We start from the raw sequence: 13,994 nt of genomic DNA on the forward strand, positions 1-13,994 counted from the left end.
CCAACCCCGCGTACGCGGGGACCACCGACCCACGACCCTGTGGAGTCCCGTACCCGCGGGACCAACCCCGCGTACGCGGGGACCACCTTCTTGCTCATGCGGCCAGCTCCTTCGCGATGGGACCAACCCCGCGTACGCGGGGACCACAGTTGCTGACCTGCGGGTTTATGTGGGCAGGAGGCAGTTTTTGCTTACTTTGCAAAAGCTGGTCGTAGGAAGCCTCCTGCGCATCACTGGAACCGCTACGTGCGTAGTTCTGCGTTCCAGGTGGACTAGCCCCTCGGTGTTCGGGTGGCTCACAGACGTCCCGCTGCGACGGCCCCCACCATCGCTGCCAGGGCCACGCGGCTGAAGATCAGAGCCGGCCCGGACGGTGCCTTGCTGTCTCGGACAGCCACGCTCTCGTCGTTGACGACTCCGCACTCCAGGCAATCGGACTGCGCACCGGACGCGCTGGACTTCCACCACTCGACAGGCAGGGCGGAAGCGTCGTGTACGGAAGGGTTGCTCGTCATTTTTGGTCCCTTATCTCTCTGATCATGGCCCTGGACTCATCAACGGAAAGAGCCGCCGCGCGAAGTTGCTGGACTGCGTCCTGGTACACGGCCACGTCGTTGCGCTCCTCGACGTACAGAGCGCTGGTCAGTGACTCGACGTGCACGACAGCCAGGTCTGCGTGGGTGCCGTAGCCGAGGATCGAAAAGGCACCCATCTGCCCGACGTGTGGCGCCACGTTCGAGGGGAGTACCTGGACGGTGATCGTCGGTCGACCGGACAGGGTGATGAGGCGATTGAGCTGGTCGTACATGATCCTGGAGTCGTCGCACTGTGTGCGGAGGGCGGCCTCGCCGATGATCACCCGGAGGTTAAGCGGGTCCTCACGGGTGAGTACGGACTGTCGAGCGAGTCGTACTTCCACCAGAGCGTCCACCCGGTCTCCGACAGCTGTACTCATCGCTGTGGCAGAGATGATCTGCTGTGCGTACTCTCCGGTTTGGAGCAGCCCGGGGATCACTGTCGGTTGCCAGGCGCTGAGATGGTCGGCCTCGCTCTCCAGGCTGATCAGGTCTTCGTAGGCGGACGACAGAACCGACCGATACGACTGCCACCATCCGCGCCGTGCACCTTCACGGGTCAGCTTCAGCAGGGAAGTTCGTAGCTCATCGTCCACGCCGCCGAGTGAGTCGAGGATCAAGCCCACGTCTGCGGCCGTTGCCGCTGTGAGCGCTGTCTCGATACGCGAGAGCTTGGCCCGGTTGATGGCCCCGCCCGAACGCTGGGCCACGTCTTCCTGCTTGAGGCCGAGTTGCTCGCGCATGGCACGGAGGGTGCGGCCGAGCTGCCGCCGTCTCACCGTTGGTGCGCTCACAAATTCCGCCTCTCGTACAGGGTTCGGCTCAGTCTGCCGCGATGAACCACGCCGTGTCACGTTGAAGACCCCCTGTTACAGGCATTCTCATCAGTGCATGCACATGTGCACTTTAGAGTGAGCGTGTTGCAGCATTCAGTGTACGCAGTGCATTCTTGGGCCGGATCTCGTTGGCGCCGAACGGATGCGATGCGGTCGTTCGGCTGTACGTGAGGGAGCCGCATGATGACCATGCGTCCGCATGCCTTACCGCCCATCCAGCCCTGCTGCCCGCCAGTCGTGCCGCCGCAGGCGATCTACTCCGCCGACCCTGAGTCCGTCCGGGCTGCTCGGCGCTACGTGAGAGAGGCGACGGCCTGCCAGGAGCCGTCCGTCACCGAGGACGCGCTAGGCACCTTGGAACTCGTCACGAGTGAATTGGTGACCAATGCGGTGCGGTACGGAACGGAGCCGGGCGACTCATTCCTGGTGAAGGTGGGTGCGCAGCCGGGCAGTTGCCGAATCGAGGTGCACGACACCTGTCGCAGAAGGCCGCGCATCAGGCCGGCGTCGGACGAACGGGTCCGTGGCAGGGGGATGCATCTGGTCGAGGCGCTGGCAGTGCAGTGGGGTGTGAACGACCGCGAGTTCGGCAAAATTGTCTGGGCGGTGGTCGTGTGGTGAGCGATCCGTTGCGGTGGCCGGTGGCCGGTGGCCGGTGGGCGATGCCGTGGTGCTGTATCGGGCCTTGCTCGATCGCACGGTGGTTTGCCGGGTGTGTTGGCGGCGCGATGCGTGTCTCCAGCTGACTCGCCTGCGTGAACTGGCGCGTGCTGCCACAGGAGTTCGGGCAGTGCGGGCCGAGGCCGCGCGCGATCCGCATGAAGTCACAGGCGTGGCTAAGGAACGCGTTGAGGAAGGAGTAAAGGAGGAAGGGAGCGCGCCCGTACGCTCGGGGACCACCACGGCGAAGCCGAACGGCGACCTCGGCTGGGGGGAAGACCCCCGCACGCGCGGGGACCGCAGTTACTGACCTGCGTGTTTAGTGGGGCAGGGGTCTGTTCTTGCTTACGCTGCGATATCCGGGCATCGCGGACATCCTGTACGTCACTCGTGCCTCGTTGTGCTTCGTGCCACAGTGCCATGCGCCCCGGAGAGGCGCTGTCCACCATCAGGTAATCGCAGCCACCGCCGAAGGCGCAGGCCGAATGCGCCGACGTGATCTACGTCGGCCTGTCCGGCCTCGCTGGTGCCATGGCCGCTGCGGCTGTCGCCGCCCATGAGACGCGCGAACGCCCCCCTGACTGCGTTTCCGCAGTTCAGGAGGGCGTCGATGGCGGTAGCGGAGGGATTTGAACCCTCGGTGAGTTTCCCCACACTCGCTTTCGAGGCGAGCTCCTTCGGCCGCTCGGACACGCTACCGAGAGAGAGCTTAGACCATCCTGGGCCGTGGATCGAAATCCAATCTCAGAGCGTGCGGAAGAAGGCCGTCAGCTGGGCCGCGCACTCCGCCTCCAGTACGCCCGGGACGACCTCCGGGCGGTGGTTGAGGCGGCGGTCGCGTACGACGTCCCAGAGGGAGCCGGCCGCGCCCGCCTTGTCGTCGCGGGCTCCGTAGACCACCCGGGCCACGCGGGACTGGACGAGGGCGCCCGCGCACATGGTGCAGGGCTCCAGGGTGACGACCAGGGTGCAGTCGGTCAGGCGCCATGCGCCCAGGGTGGTGGCCGCTCGGCGCAGGGCCAGGATCTCCGCGTGCGCGGTCGGGTCGCCGGTGGCCTCGCGTTCGTTGTGGCCGAGCGCGAGCAGCGTGCCGTCCGGGCCGAGGACGACGGCGCCGACCGGCACATCGCCGGACGACGCCGCCTGCGCCGCTTCGGCCAGGGCGCGGCGCATCGGTGCCTGCCACGGATCGCGTACGGGGTCCTGAACCGGATCCCGGACAGGATCCCGGACAGGATCCCGGACAGGATCCCGTACGGAATCGGAGGCGGGCTTGGGGGAGGGTTTCGGCGGTCGTGCGGTCACCCGCGGACCCTAACGGACGGTCTCCAGGACGTCGGCCGCTCCCAGCGCGTCCGCGATCTCCACCAGTGCGTCGGTCCGCAGCGTCAGCAGCTCCTTCTCGGACATCCCGAGGTCGGCGAGGATCCCGAGCTCTCCGATCGGCCCCGCCGGTACGGCGTCGGGGTCGTCGTCGGGGTCGATGGCGTCGATGGGTCCGGCTGCGGGAGCGGGGACGGAACGCCTCGCTCCGCCGGCCCCGTCCGGCTCGTCGTCCTCCGTACCGTCGAGGTCGACTAGCTCTTCGAGTGCGGCGATCTCGTCCTCGGCCCCTGGTTCGCGGCCGAGGAGTTCGTCGGTGAGCAGGATCTCCCCGTAAGAGGAGCGGGCGGCGGCGGACGCGTCCGATACGTAGATTCGGGGGTCCTCCTCACCGTCCACCCGGATGACGCCGAACCAGGCGTCCTCCTGCTCGATGAAGACCAGGACCGTGTCCTCGTCCACCGAGGCGTCCCGGGCCAGATCCATCAGATCGGACAGGGTCTCCACATCGTCCAGCTCTGTATCGCTCGCTTCCCACCCGTCTTCGGTGCGCGCGAGCAGTGCGGCGAAGTACACCGTGACTCTCCCACTGGTCATAGGTGAATCGGTCCGACGGGAGGGCGGACGGTGATCCGTCCGACCTGAGCCCCGCCCAATCGGCATCGTGGCAGAAACAAGCGCCGCGCGAGACCTCTTCCGACGTTGAGTCGGCCATCAGTTCCAGGAGTGCCTGCTCGGCGGTGTTCCTGACCTGGGCGATCCGGGGTGGGGCCGACCACCCGTTCGCCACGATGGTCACCAGCGGAACGTACGCATCCGCATCTGTTGGCGCATACGGGCCGCACGGGCTCTGCGCGGCTGTACCCGGTCCCGGAGCTGTTTGGCCTCGTGGAGCTCCCGGAGGAACTGGGCACGTCGTCTGCGCCGGGCGGCGTCACTCTCCTGCGCGTCCAGTACGTCCGGTGCCGCGTCACGCGCGTCGCGCGCGTCGCCCGTCCGGTCCGGCCAGGGTGCCTCGAATGCCTCAGGCACCTCGCGCGGGGGCCGTTCCCGCTTCCGTCGCTCCCCGTCCTGCATCGACACACCACCCCAACGCCGGGTCCGTTGCCCCCACCTTCCCCCCGAACAGGTGGTTGATGCCAGCGCAGAGTGCCGGAAGGCGCGGTTACTGTTGACACATGCGGATCCATGTCGTCGACCACCCGCTGGTGGCGCACAAACTCACCACGCTGCGCGACAAGCGCACCGACTCCCCGACCTTCCGGCGGCTCGCCGACGAGCTGGTCACCCTCCTCGCCTACGAGGCCACCAGGGATGTGCGCACCGAGCAGGTCGACATCGAGACCCCGGTGACGCGGACGACGGGTGTGAAGCTGTCCTACCCGCGACCCCTGGTCGTGCCCATCCTGCGTGCCGGTCTCGGCATGCTGGACGGCATGGTGCGGCTGCTGCCGACCGCCGAGGTGGGCTTCCTGGGCATGATCCGTAACGAGGAGACGCTCCAGGCCGAGACGTACGCGACCCGGATGCCGGAGGACCTCTCGGGCCGCCAGGTCTATGTCCTGGACCCGATGCTGGCCACCGGCGGGACCCTCGTCGCGGCGATCAGGGAAATGATCAAGCGCGGTGCGGACGATGTCACCGCGGTCGTGCTCCTCGCGGCGCCCGAGGGCGTCGAGGTCATGGAGCGCGAGCTGGCGGGCACTCCGGTCACCGTCGTCACCGCCTCGGTCGACGAGCGGCTCAACGAGCAGGGCTACATCGTGCCGGGGCTGGGCGACGCGGGCGACCGCATGTACGGCACGGCGGACTAGCCGCGCGTACGGATGGCCGGGTGACCGTTCACGCACCGTACGGCCGCGAAGCCTCCCGGCCCGCGGACCGCGGACCGTAGACCGGATGAGGCTCCCGGCCGCCGTACCGGCCGCGATGACTCCGTTGCCCGGGTTTCCCCGGGCGCGCGGGGCGGTCTCAGCAGGACGACGGGGCAGGCGCGGGCTTGGTGAGCGCCGTGAGCGCCGCCGCGGCAGCCTGCGGGGTGCTGAACGCCTTGAACTTCGTCCCCAGAATCAGATCGATGTCCCCGGACTTCCGGGCGTCGGTCTTCTGCACCGTCCCCGGCAGTTGCGTACCGAGCACCGGGAAGGTGCCGTTCGTCGCCGTCGGCGCTCCCAGCAGCACTCCGGGACCGGGGACCTTCTTGTCGTACGCGGCGGGGGCGTTGCCCACCTTGCCGATGGTGAAGCCACGCTTCTTCAGCTCGTCCGCGGCGGCCTTGGCGAGACCGCTGCGCGGCGTCGCGTTATAGACGTTGACCTTGATCCCGGCCGGTTTCGGCAGCGCCTTCGGGGGCGGCGCCGGCTTGGCGGTGGGGCATTCGCGTTTGTGATCGGCGGCGTTGGCCTTCTTGTCGCCGCCGGTGAAGACGTCGATGAGCTGCAGCGTGCCCCAGCCGGCCAGGCCGAGGGCCACCACGGCGGAGACGCCCGCGAGGACGAGCTTGCGGCGGTGACGGGGGCGGCGCATCCGTGGGTACTTGTCGCCCGTGATGCGGTACTTTCCGCCCATGCCGGGGGGAGTGAGCATGCTCATGGGCGCAGCGTAGTGCGACCTGGTGATGATGCGTACTAAATGATCAATCGATGGCACCCGCATGCGCGCTAAAGCACCCGAAAGGCCTGAATCGCGCCGGCGGCGGCGGGTGGGTCAGCCCATTTCCAGGACGCGGGCGTGCAGCACCTGGCGCTGCTGGAGCGCCGCGCGGACCGCGCGGTGCAGGCCGTCCTCCAGATAGAGGTCGCCCTGCCACTTCACGACATGGGCGAACAGGTCGCCGTAGAACGTGGAGTCCTCGGCGAGGAGGGTCTCCAGGTCCAGTTGGCCCTTGGTCGTCACGAGTTGGTCCAGGCGAACCGGACGCGGCGCGACATCCGCCCACTGTCGGGTGCTTTCCCGGCCGTGGTCGGGGTATGGCTTCCCATTTCCGATGCGCTTGAAGATCACACGGAAAGCCTACCGGGCAAGGGGCTCCGGGCGCAGCCGGGGAACGGTACTGCGATGCTGGGCGAAATGCCATATAGCGCGTGATACCGGGACAGGGGTCGTCATGAGTGGGAGCGCGAACGCGGGCGGGCATGCGGGCGCTGCCCCGGGTGCGAGCGCCGGAGCGAGCGCCGGTACGGGCGCCGGTACGGACTCCAGTGCGCGTACGGGCTCTGAGGCGCGCGCCGGAGCGGGCGGGGCCGACGGCGGTACGGGGACTCCCGGCGGTACGGGCATGGGTGCGGGGACGGGCTCCGGCGCGGGTGGAGCCGCCGGTACGGGTGCGCTGCCGCAGCCGGCCCAGGAGATCGCGGACGGGTACGCCGTTTCCGGCGCCGCCCTCGATCTGGGCGCGCTCCTGTGGGACGGCGTCTGTCTTCCGGCGGCCCGGATCCGCATCCCGTTGGGCACGCTCAACCGGCACGGACTGGTCGCGGGCGCCACCGGTACCGGCAAGACCAAGACCCTCCAGCTGATCGCCGAGCAGCTCTCCGCGAACGGTGTTCCGGTCTTCCTCGCCGACATCAAGGGGGATGTCTCCGGTGTCTCGGCGCCCGGGGTCCCCGGCGACAAGGTGGCGGAGCGGGCCGGGCAGGTGGGGCAGACCTGGCGGGCGACAGGTTTCCCGAGCGAGTTCTACGCGCTCGGCGGTATCGGTCCGGGCATCCCGCTGCGGGCGACGGTCACCAGTTTCGGGCCGGTCCTGCTGTCCAAGGTGCTCGGGCTCAACCGGACGCAGGAACAGTCGCTCGGGCTGATCTTCCACTACGCGGACGCCAAGGGGCTGGAGCTGGTCGACCTCAAGGATCTGCGGTCCGTCGTCGCCTTTCTCGTCTCGGACACCGGGAAGGCCGAGCTGAAGGGGATCGGCGGGCTCTCCACGGCCACCGCCGGAGTGATCCTGCGCTCGCTCACCGCCTTCGAACAGCAGGGAGCGGGCGACTTCTTCGGGGAGCCGGAGTTCGACACGGCCGATTTCCTGCGACAGGCACCGGACGGGCGAGGGCTGGTCTCCGTACTCGAACTGGCCGCCGTCCAGGACAAGCCGCAGCTCTTCTCGACCTTCCTGATGTGGCTGCTCGCCGACCTCTTCCACGATCTCCCCGAAGTCGGCGACCTCGACCGGCCGAAGCTCGTGTTCTTCTTCGACGAGGCGCACCTGCTCTTCAGCGACGCGTCGAAGGCCTTCCTCGAATCGATCACCCGGACCGTGCGGCTGATCCGCTCCAAGGGGATCGGGATCTTCTTCGTCACCCAGTCCCCGCAGGACGTACCGGCGCCCGTACTGGGGCAGCTCGGAAGCCGGGTGCAGCACGCTCTGCGCGCGTTCACGCCCGACGACGCGAAGGCGTTGCGCGCGACGGTGAAGACATTTCCGAACTCGCCGTACGACCTTGAGGAGCTGCTGACACAACTGGGTACGGGCGAGGCCGTGATCACCGTGCTCAGCGAGAAGGGTGCGCCGACGCCGGTCGCCGCGACCCGGCTGCGGGCGCCGGAGTCGCTGATGGGCCCGGTGGCGGCGGACGTGCTGGACGCCGCCGTGAAGGGATCGTCGCTGTACGGGCGTTACGCCGAAGCCGTGGACCGGGAGTCGGCCTACGAGAGGCTCGCGGAGCGCTCGGAGACCGCCGAACGCGCGGAGCGTGCGGAGCAGGGTGAGCGGGGGGACCGTGAGGCTGAGGACACCCGTGAGGCTCAGGAGGCGGCTGACCGGGCGGCGGTGGAGGAAGCGGTGAAAGCGCCGGAGCGTACGCCCGGCGGGCGCGGCAAGGAGGACACTTCGCTGGTCGGGCAGGTGGTGGGCAGCGGGATGTTCAAGTCCCTGGCGCGGTCCGTGGGGACCCAGCTGGGGCGGGAGATCTCGCGGTCGCTGTTCGGTACGGCGCGCCGCAGGCGCTGAGGGTCGGCCCGTGTCCGGCGGCGCACGCCGGGGTAGTCGTACGGGCGAGGGGAGCGGCGGCCGGCGCCGGTGTGCGCCGGCCGCCTTGTCGTGCGGGCCGAGCGGGCCGTTCAGGTACCCGTGTTACCTGTGTTTCCCGTGTTACCCGTGCTACTCGGTGACTCCGTGCGCGTGGCCGTCGCGCAGGCCGCCGCCGCTGCCGGGCCCGCCCGTGGTGGGCGTGGAGGTCACCGGGCGGGTCAGCGAGCCGATGTCGTGGGCGTATGTGCCGACGGCGTTGGCGATCACGTCGATGTTCGAGTCGAACAGGGCCATGTCGATGTTGTCCAGGTCGTCACAGGCCGCGTGGTAGCAGGGGTCGAACGCGATGCCCGCCTCGCCGCCGAACTTCTCCGCCTGGGCCGGGGACTTGATCTCCTCGGCGCCGGTGTCCGTGCCGCCGGAGGGGATGCCGACCTCGATGAACGGCCCGTAGTCGGAGCGTCCGGTGAAGTCCGTGCCCTCGTGCGGGGTGCCGGAGCGGTCGAGGAAGTCGTTGATGTCGCGCTCCAGCTGGGCGGAGCCCTCCGGCCCGGGGCCCTCGCCCACGTTGTCGGAGTTGTCGCCGTCGAAGACGAACTGGGCGCCGTTCGGCGAGGCGATCATGTCGAAGTTGAGGTACAGCTTGACCTGGGCCCGCTGGGCCTCGGTGAGCCCCGCGACGTACGCCTCCGAGCCCAGGAGGCCGTTCTCCTCGGCGGACCACCAGGCGAACCGGACCTTGTTGGCGGGCTTGTCCTTGGACTTGGCCAGTTCCAGGGCCACTTCGAGCAGGCCCGCCGAGCCGGAGCCGTTGTCGTTGATGCCGGGGCCCTCGGTGACCGAGTCCAGGTGGGCGCCGAGCATCACGGTCTTCGCCGCGCTGCCGCCCCGGGTCTCCGCGATGACGTTGCGGGTGGAGCGCTTCTCCTGGAACTCGCGGATCTCGAAGGCGACCTTCACCTCACCCTTGGCCAGATCGGCGACGAGCTTCTCGCCCTCGGCCTGGGTGAGGCCGCCGGTGGGTATCTTGCCCGAGGGCACATCGCCGAGGGTGCCCGACAGGACCCCTGCGGTGTTGTTGTAGATGACCGCACCGGCCGCGCCCGCCGTCGCGGCCGCCGCCTGCTTCTCGGCGAAGGAACAGCCTCCGCGCTTGATCAGCGCGATCTTGCCGGTGAACGTCTCCGAGGCGTAGTCGCCCGCCTCGCACCCCGTGGTCTCGTCGGCGGGGACCCCGACGAGCTCGGCCGTCAGACCGCCGACCTTGGTGGACGGGGTGTACGTCATCGCCTTGATGTCGACGTCGCGGGGCGTGGGGGAGACCACGGAGAGCTTCTCGGCGAGGGTCTCGGTGTAGATGAAGTCGAAGTTCTCGTACGAGACCCGGTAGCCGGCCTTCTGGAGCTGCCGGTAGACGTAGGCGGCGGAGGCGTCGTGCCCCAGCGACCCTGCGGCACGATGTCCCTCGGCGGAGTCGGCTATCGCCTGGAACTGCTGGAGATGCCGGTACGCGTCCTGCGCGGACGAGCGCTGCACCAGCTTCCGCGACAGCTTGGCGCCGTCCTTCGCGGGGTCGTGCGAGGACGGGTGGCCTTGGTTCGGGGACGCGGCCATCAGCAGCGGCGTGGCCAGGGCGGTGGCGGCCACAACCGCGATGGCTCTGCGACGTGTTGCGTGCACAGGAGTCCTTCCGATCTGAACGGATGTGCTGGGAAAGCTAGCGAGTGAGCTGACTTCTGTGAACCGCTGTGGCCGTTTGTGATCAGTTGTTATTCGATACGTGGCCCCTCATGGGCGACGGCCCACCTGCGACCGGTTCCTGATCACTTCTTGGCGCCCTGCTTCGCCGTCTTCGCGGTCGTCGCGGTCTTCGCGGCTCTCGGCGTCTTGGCCGCCTTGGCGGCTTTGGCCGCTGCCTTCGCCTCCTGTTTGTGCGCGCGCACCTGGGCGAGGGAATCCGGGCCGGTGATGTCGGCGACCGAGCGGTGCGAGCCGTCCTCCCCGTACGGACCGGCTGCCTCGCGCCACCCCGTGGGCCGTACACCGAACTGTTTGCCGAGCAGCGCCAGGAAGATCTGCGCCTTCTGGGTGCCGTAGCCGGGCAACGCGTTCAGCCGTTTCAGCAGCTCGTCCCCGGTTGTGGCGTCGGCCCACACGGCCGTCGCCTCGCCGTCGTACTCCGCCACCAGGAACTGGCACAGCTGCTGCACCCGCTGGGCCATGGAGCCGGGATAGCGGTGCAGGGCCGGTTTGGCGGTGAAGAGTTCGGTGAAGGCATCGGGGTCGTAGGCGGCGATCTCCCCGGCGTCCAGGTCGTCGGATCCCATGCGCTGTGCCAGCGTGAACGGGCCGGTGAACGCCCATTCCATCGGTACCTGCTGGTCCAGCAGCATGCCGACGAGCGCGGCCAGCGGGCTGCGCCCGAGGAGCTCGTCCGCTTCGGGCTGCTGGGCGATCCGCACCGTTGTGGCCTTGCCGTTCTCGCTTCGAGTCATCTTTCGATCATCCCGAGAGAGGCGGGGGACGGCGAGTCCAGCTGCTGCTGATGGCCGAGAGGGGCGAGAGGGGCGAGAGGGGCGAGAGGGGCGAGAGGGGCGAGAGGGGCGAGAGAGGCGAGGGATGGGGCGCCGCGAGGGCGACGCGAGGCGACCCGAGCGGGGCGGGCAGCGAGCGGCGAGGCGAACCGTCTCGTCTCCTGCGTTCGGGCCCCCCGCCCCGCTCCCGTCTCCCGCTCGGGTCGACGTCTGCCACCCTTCCGGGTGTGCGGAGCCGTCTCAGCCCTTGACGGCCTCCGCGATCTGCTGGGCGGCCTGGTCGGGTGTGAGGTGCGTGGTGTCGACGACCTCGGCCTCGTCGTGCAGCCACGTGCGGGCCGCCTCGGCGTAGGGCTTGAGGTAGTGGAGCCGGAACGGGGAGTCGGGGCCGAGAACGGTGTCGCCCGCGATGCGTCCGCGAAGGGTCTCCTGGTCGGCGTGGAGGACGAAGTGCCGGACCGGGATGTCGTGTTGGGCGAGCCCCGCGCTGATCTCGCGCCAGTACTCCTCGACCAGGACCGTCATCGGAATCACCAGCGTGCCGCCGGTGTAGGCGAGTACGTGGCGGGCGGTCTCGACCACGAGCGGTCGCCACGGCGGCCAGTGCTGGAAGTTGTCCGTTCCGGGCAGCCCGGGTGTGATGTCCATGAGTGTCTCGCCGACCTTCTCGGCGTCGAACACCCGTGAATCCGGGATCAGCCGCTGCACGAGTGCGCTGGTCGTCGTCTTGCCTGCACCGTGGGTGCCGTTGAGCCATACGATCATGGGTCCGACGCTAGCGGTGCTCGGGTGCGGGAAGGTGCTGATCTCGTCACAGAACGGGCACGCCGCGAGGCCGGCACGGTTCCGGCGAACCGGCGGAACGGGTCACAGGTGCAGCCCTCCCGGAACGTCACGGCGGTCGGCGTGGGTCCTGCCGGTGAACACGGTCGCGGCGGTGGTTGTCAGTGGTGGATGTCAGGATCGGTGATGTGGACATCGGTAACTGGCAGTCATTTCTGGACCGTTGGAGTGCGCAGTGGATCGCGGCGCAGGACCTGCTCGATCCCGAGGAGTACGACGAGGAGGACGTCGCCGCCGGCCTCGGCTTCCCGCCCGCCGGCGAACAGGGGACGGCTGCCCTGGAGGAACGGCTGGGCACCCGTCTGCCACCGTCGTACCGGGCGTTTCTCCAGGCATCCAATGGCTGGCGGTACACGGGCACGGCGGTGTATCTGCTCGGCGTCGCGGAGGACGTCCACTGGCACCGGGACCCGCTGGGGCTCACTCCGCTGTACGAGGAGAATCTGGACGAGCGGTCGGGGCAGGACGAGATTCTGCGGGCCGGGATGTGGAAGCGGTCGCTCCAGCTCTCGCTGGACTCGGACATGACCGATGTGCTGCTCGACCCGGGGGACGTCGGGGAGGACGGCGAGTGGCCGGTGTACGTCTACAAGGGCTGGTCCGGTGAGTACCCCGACCGCTACGACTCGTTCGCCGACTACATGGAGGCGATGTACCGCGAGTTCCACCGGGGGTACAGCGACCGGCCGGAGTTCGACAACGAGGTGACGCGCGAGCTGGACGCCTCCGTCGAGCGCGCCCGTCTCGCCTGCCTGGCCGGGGGCGATGTCGACGAGCTGCTGGTCGTCCTCGACCGGGCCGGGTCGTTCGGCCGTGAACGGGCGCGGCGGCTGCGCGACCAGATGGCCGCGATGCTCGGCCCCGCGGGCTACCTGGCGGACACCGTGGACCTGGACGATCCGCTGTACGTACGCGAGATCCTGCCCGTCGTCGTCGCGGCGGAGGTCAGGTACGGCGGTTCCACGGACGAGGAGTGGTTCCTGCGGCGGTACGAGGAGAAGGACCGCCCCCGGGTGGAGGCGGCGTTGCGGGACGCGAAGGAGAGGACCTTCCGCTACGAGGCGCCGGGTCCGTTCGGCCGGGCGGTCACCGAGGCCCGTGAGCAGGCGCGCTGGGGCGACACGGACGCGGCGTGGCGCACGCTCGCGGCCGGCGTCGCGGAGTGGGAGCCGTACGGCCCGGAGCAGGTGGCGCCGGTCGGGCTGATGGCCGATCCGGTTCTCGGGCCGGTCATCACCCCGGAGCGGGGCCGCCGTCTTCTGCGTACGGCCAGGGGTGGGGCGGAGCGGAGGCGGACGGGGCCTCTGCCCGACGTTCCGGCTGTCGGTTCCGGGGCGGTTTCGGTTGCTGTTCCGGAGGTGGTTCCCGTGGTGGAGGCCGCTCCTGCGGTGGTCGCGGTTGCCGAGGCCGATCCCGTTCCGGAGGCGGGGCTCGGGTGGCTGGCCGGGGAGCGGGGCGAGCACTCCTACCGTCTCGTGTTCGTCCACGGAGTGACGCCCGAGGCCCTTGCCGAACGGCTCGGCGCAAAGGGCCCGTTGCTGGCCCCGTGCAACGAACAGGACATGTGGGGCCTCCGCCACTGGAGCCGGGGCCGCGGGCGGGGCGACGCGGTGTTCCGGGTGGGATCGTGCGCCGGTGGCTGGACCTTCGCCTTCGAGCGTGGGCCCGAGACCCTCCAGCCGGGCAGGCTGAGCGGCCTCGATGCCGAGGTGTCGCGGGGCACGTGGGCGATATCGATCTGGAGCGAGAGACACCAGGCCGCCGACGAGGCGTTCCCGGACGCGTTCCGCTTCTCGTACGCCGAGGACGGCCGGGAGCGCTTCGGGAGTACGGCGCGCGGCGGCGGGGCCGAGTCCACCGGGACACCGCCCGAAGGCCTGGACCCGGCCCTCTTCGGTGCCGCTCTGGTCGACGGCTCCGGCCCCCGCCTCGACCGCGACGCGGAGACACGGGCGCTCGACGCCGTCGCCGGGACGTTCGGAGTGGCCCTGCCGCGGTTCGCCGTGCGCCACGGCCGGCTGCACGCGGCGCGGGGTACGTCGTGGATCCGGCCGCCGGGCCCCGGTGAGCGGTATCTGACGTTCAGCCGGATCCGGGGAGGTACCGGGAGCTGACCAGCCCGGCCCGTGCGGCCCCGGCCCGTGCGGCCTCGGCCCGTGCCGCCTCGGCCCGTACCACCCCGGTCCGTGCCGCCTCGGCCGTACCTCCGCGCGACGTGTCCGGCCCGTACCGCCGCGCGACCCGTACCGCCCGGCTG

Annotated in this window: 14 protein-coding genes, 1 tRNA gene and 1 CRISPR repeat array (1 of these 16 only partly in view); of the genes, 4 read left to right on the forward strand and 11 right to left on the reverse strand. The window is 69.6% G+C overall.

Features of this window, described 5'->3' with window-relative positions:
* Window positions 1–147: direct repeats of the CRISPR family, unit length 29 nt; unit sequence GGGACCAACCCCGCGTACGCGGGGACCAC (it extends 932 nt beyond the left edge of the window).
* Between the two features lie 149 nt (window positions 148–296).
* Together ABT170_RS06810 and ABT170_RS06815 are read right to left on the reverse strand one after the other, a co-directional pair.
* The gene (locus ABT170_RS06810; protein WP_351864610.1) at window positions 297–515 is read right to left on the reverse strand and encodes a DUF397 domain-containing protein; all 219 of its coding nucleotides are present in this window, start codon (window positions 513–515) and stop codon (window positions 297–299) included.
* Entirely contained in the window at window positions 512–1,429 is a 918-nt protein-coding gene (locus tag ABT170_RS06815; RefSeq protein ID WP_351864613.1) for a helix-turn-helix domain-containing protein, read from the reverse strand. The genes ABT170_RS06810 and ABT170_RS06815 overlap by 4 nt, the downstream gene beginning before the upstream one ends.
* Before the next feature lie 162 nt (window positions 1,430–1,591).
* On the opposite strand from ABT170_RS06815, the gene ABT170_RS06820 reads away from it, so the two are divergent.
* On the forward strand, window positions 1,592–2,032 hold the full coding sequence (locus ABT170_RS06820) for an ATP-binding protein (protein ID WP_351864616.1): 441 nt from the start codon (window positions 1,592–1,594) through the stop codon (window positions 2,030–2,032).
* 650 nt (window positions 2,033–2,682) lie between these two features.
* Here ABT170_RS06820 and ABT170_RS06825 read toward each other — a convergent pair.
* The 4 genes from ABT170_RS06825 to ABT170_RS06840 form a co-directional block, all read right to left on the reverse strand.
* A tRNA-Ser gene (locus ABT170_RS06825) sits at window positions 2,683–2,770 on the reverse strand.
* A gap of 45 nt (window positions 2,771–2,815) precedes the next feature.
* On the reverse strand, window positions 2,816–3,244 hold the full coding sequence (tadA, locus tag ABT170_RS06830) for a tRNA adenosine(34) deaminase TadA (protein ID WP_329944952.1): 429 nt from the start codon (window positions 3,242–3,244) through the stop codon (window positions 2,816–2,818).
* Window positions 3,245–3,385: 141 nt separating this feature from the next.
* The gene (locus ABT170_RS06835; RefSeq protein WP_329944953.1) at window positions 3,386–3,970 is read right to left on the reverse strand and encodes a tRNA adenosine deaminase-associated protein; all 585 of its coding nucleotides are present in this window, start codon (window positions 3,968–3,970) and stop codon (window positions 3,386–3,388) included.
* A 219-nt stretch (window positions 3,971–4,189) separates the two neighbouring features.
* Window positions 4,190–4,471, reverse strand: a complete 282-nt coding sequence (locus ABT170_RS06840; protein ID WP_443034333.1) for a hypothetical protein — start codon at window positions 4,469–4,471, stop codon at window positions 4,190–4,192.
* Between the two features lie 101 nt (window positions 4,472–4,572).
* Here ABT170_RS06840 and upp point away from each other — a divergent pair, with 101 nt between their 5' ends.
* Window positions 4,573–5,208, forward strand: coding sequence for a uracil phosphoribosyltransferase (gene upp / locus ABT170_RS06845; RefSeq protein WP_329944828.1), 636 nt, complete (start codon window positions 4,573–4,575; stop codon window positions 5,206–5,208).
* Between the two features lie 157 nt (window positions 5,209–5,365).
* Here the strand turns inward: upp and ABT170_RS06850 are convergent, their stop codons facing one another.
* Window positions 5,366–5,962, reverse strand: coding sequence for a LytR C-terminal domain-containing protein (locus ABT170_RS06850; RefSeq protein WP_329944954.1), 597 nt, complete (start codon window positions 5,960–5,962; stop codon window positions 5,366–5,368).
* Window positions 5,963–6,100: 138 nt separating this feature from the next.
* Complete coding sequence (locus tag ABT170_RS06855; protein WP_073727519.1) at window positions 6,101–6,397, reverse strand: type II toxin-antitoxin system VapB family antitoxin; 297 nt, start codon at window positions 6,395–6,397, stop codon at window positions 6,101–6,103.
* 274 nt (window positions 6,398–6,671) lie between these two features.
* Between ABT170_RS06855 and ABT170_RS06860 the strand changes: the two genes are divergently transcribed.
* Window positions 6,672–8,339, forward strand: a complete 1,668-nt coding sequence (locus ABT170_RS06860; protein ID WP_351864692.1) for a helicase HerA-like domain-containing protein — start codon at window positions 6,672–6,674, stop codon at window positions 8,337–8,339.
* A gap of 150 nt (window positions 8,340–8,489) precedes the next feature.
* On the opposite strand, the gene ABT170_RS06865 is transcribed toward ABT170_RS06860, so the two are convergent.
* From ABT170_RS06865 to ABT170_RS06875, 3 genes are all read right to left on the reverse strand, one after another.
* Entirely contained in the window at window positions 8,490–10,007 is a 1,518-nt protein-coding gene (locus tag ABT170_RS06865) for a M28 family metallopeptidase (protein WP_351864695.1), read from the reverse strand.
* Window positions 10,008–10,183: 176 nt separating this feature from the next.
* Window positions 10,184–10,855 carry an HhH-GPD-type base excision DNA repair protein gene (locus tag ABT170_RS06870; RefSeq protein ID WP_351864622.1) on the reverse strand — a complete coding sequence of 224 codons (672 nt, stop codon included), beginning with the start codon at window positions 10,853–10,855 and terminating at the stop codon, window positions 10,184–10,186.
* Between the two features lie 279 nt (window positions 10,856–11,134).
* A complete protein-coding gene (locus ABT170_RS06875; RefSeq protein WP_351864625.1) occupies window positions 11,135–11,659 on the reverse strand; it encodes an AAA family ATPase in 525 nt (174 codons plus the stop codon).
* A gap of 206 nt (window positions 11,660–11,865) precedes the next feature.
* Between ABT170_RS06875 and ABT170_RS06880 the strand changes: the two genes are divergently transcribed.
* The gene (locus tag ABT170_RS06880; protein WP_351864628.1) at window positions 11,866–13,851 is read left to right on the forward strand and encodes an SMI1/KNR4 family protein; all 1,986 of its coding nucleotides are present in this window, start codon (window positions 11,866–11,868) and stop codon (window positions 13,849–13,851) included.
* Window positions 13,852–13,994 lie beyond the last annotated feature (143 nt).

The organism is Streptomyces sp. NPDC001787, from assembly GCF_040297465.1.
In the GTDB taxonomy this organism is placed as follows: domain Bacteria; phylum Actinomycetota; class Actinomycetes; order Streptomycetales; family Streptomycetaceae; genus Streptomyces.

Bases quoted from the DNA above. Each gene is read 5' to 3' on its own strand.
- ABT170_RS06810 (WP_351864610.1), bottom strand. From the start codon at position 515: ATGACGAGCAACCCTTCCGTACACGACGCTTCCGCCCTGCCTGTCGAG.
- ABT170_RS06820 (WP_351864616.1), top strand. From the start codon at position 1,592: ATGATGACCATGCGTCCGCATGCCTTACCGCCCATCCAGCCCTGCTGC.
- tadA (WP_329944952.1), bottom strand. From the start codon at position 3,244: ATGCGCCGCGCCCTGGCCGAAGCGGCGCAGGCGGCGTCGTCCGGCGAT.
- ABT170_RS06840 (WP_443034333.1), bottom strand. From the start codon at position 4,471: ATGCAGGACGGGGAGCGACGGAAGCGGGAACGGCCCCCGCGCGAGGTG.
- upp (WP_329944828.1), top strand. From the start codon at position 4,573: ATGCGGATCCATGTCGTCGACCACCCGCTGGTGGCGCACAAACTCACC.
- ABT170_RS06850 (WP_329944954.1), bottom strand. From the start codon at position 5,962: ATGGGCGGAAAGTACCGCATCACGGGCGACAAGTACCCACGGATGCGC.
- ABT170_RS06860 (WP_351864692.1), top strand. From the start codon at position 6,672: ATGGGTGCGGGGACGGGCTCCGGCGCGGGTGGAGCCGCCGGTACGGGT.
- ABT170_RS06870 (WP_351864622.1), bottom strand. From the start codon at position 10,855: ATGACTCGAAGCGAGAACGGCAAGGCCACAACGGTGCGGATCGCCCAG.
- ABT170_RS06875 (WP_351864625.1), bottom strand. From the start codon at position 11,659: ATGATCGTATGGCTCAACGGCACCCACGGTGCAGGCAAGACGACGACC.